The following is a 259-nucleotide window of genomic DNA, read 5'->3' on the forward strand; positions in this document are numbered from 1 at the left end:
GCCGAGACTGACGCTGCCGGTGCCCAGGTTGGCGTCTTGCGAGACGGTCAGCGCGCTGTTGCCCACCAGGTCGAACAGGCCGGCAAAACCGCTGTTGGTGCCGGTCAGGGTGGTGGCGGCAGCGTTATTGAGCTGTACCGTCGAGCCCGCCACCCCACTCAGGGTATTGGCCAGGGGGCCGCTCAACCCATTGAGCAACAGTTGGGCGGTGGCGTCGGTCAGATTGACGTTGGCCGCCGAGGTGCCCAGATTATTGGCC

The 259-nt window shown here is 65.6% G+C and carries 1 protein-coding gene; it reads right to left on the bottom strand.

Going from position 1 to position 259, the window contains the following annotated elements:
• Positions 1 to 259 (bottom strand): hypothetical protein (locus WG891_RS26785; protein ID WP_337265120.1); only part of this gene is annotated, 259 nt, incomplete at both ends.

The organism is Serratia sp. MMO-28, from assembly GCF_037199905.1.
Taxonomy (GTDB): Bacteria; Pseudomonadota; Gammaproteobacteria; order Enterobacterales; family Enterobacteriaceae; genus Chania; species Chania oryzae.